Annotated in this window: 1 pseudogene; it reads left to right on the forward strand. The window is 59.8% G+C overall.

What is annotated here, in order from left to right:
• A pseudogene (locus C448_RS16615) lies at positions 1–224 on the forward strand (IS4 family transposase); the annotation flags it as partial.

A 224-nucleotide genomic window follows, 5' to 3' on the forward strand; every position in this document is an offset into this window, starting at 1 on the left:
CGGCTGAACTCAGGAAATGGCGTGGCGACGCCATTTCCCTCGAAGGCAAGCAGGTACAGGACATCCTCGATGACCTTCACCGCGACGTCGTCGACGTCGACGGTGAAGTCGGGTTCAAGCGACGCATCTACAACGGCACGCGGAGCCGTGCCGTTGAGACGTTCCGTGTCGTCGGCGTTTGGAACGACGAGGAGGAGCGGTACCATCTCTACATCACGAATCTG

The sequence above is a fragment of the Halococcus morrhuae DSM 1307 genome (assembly GCF_000336695.1).
Lineage (GTDB): Archaea > Halobacteriota > Halobacteria > Halobacteriales > Halococcaceae > Halococcus > Halococcus morrhuae.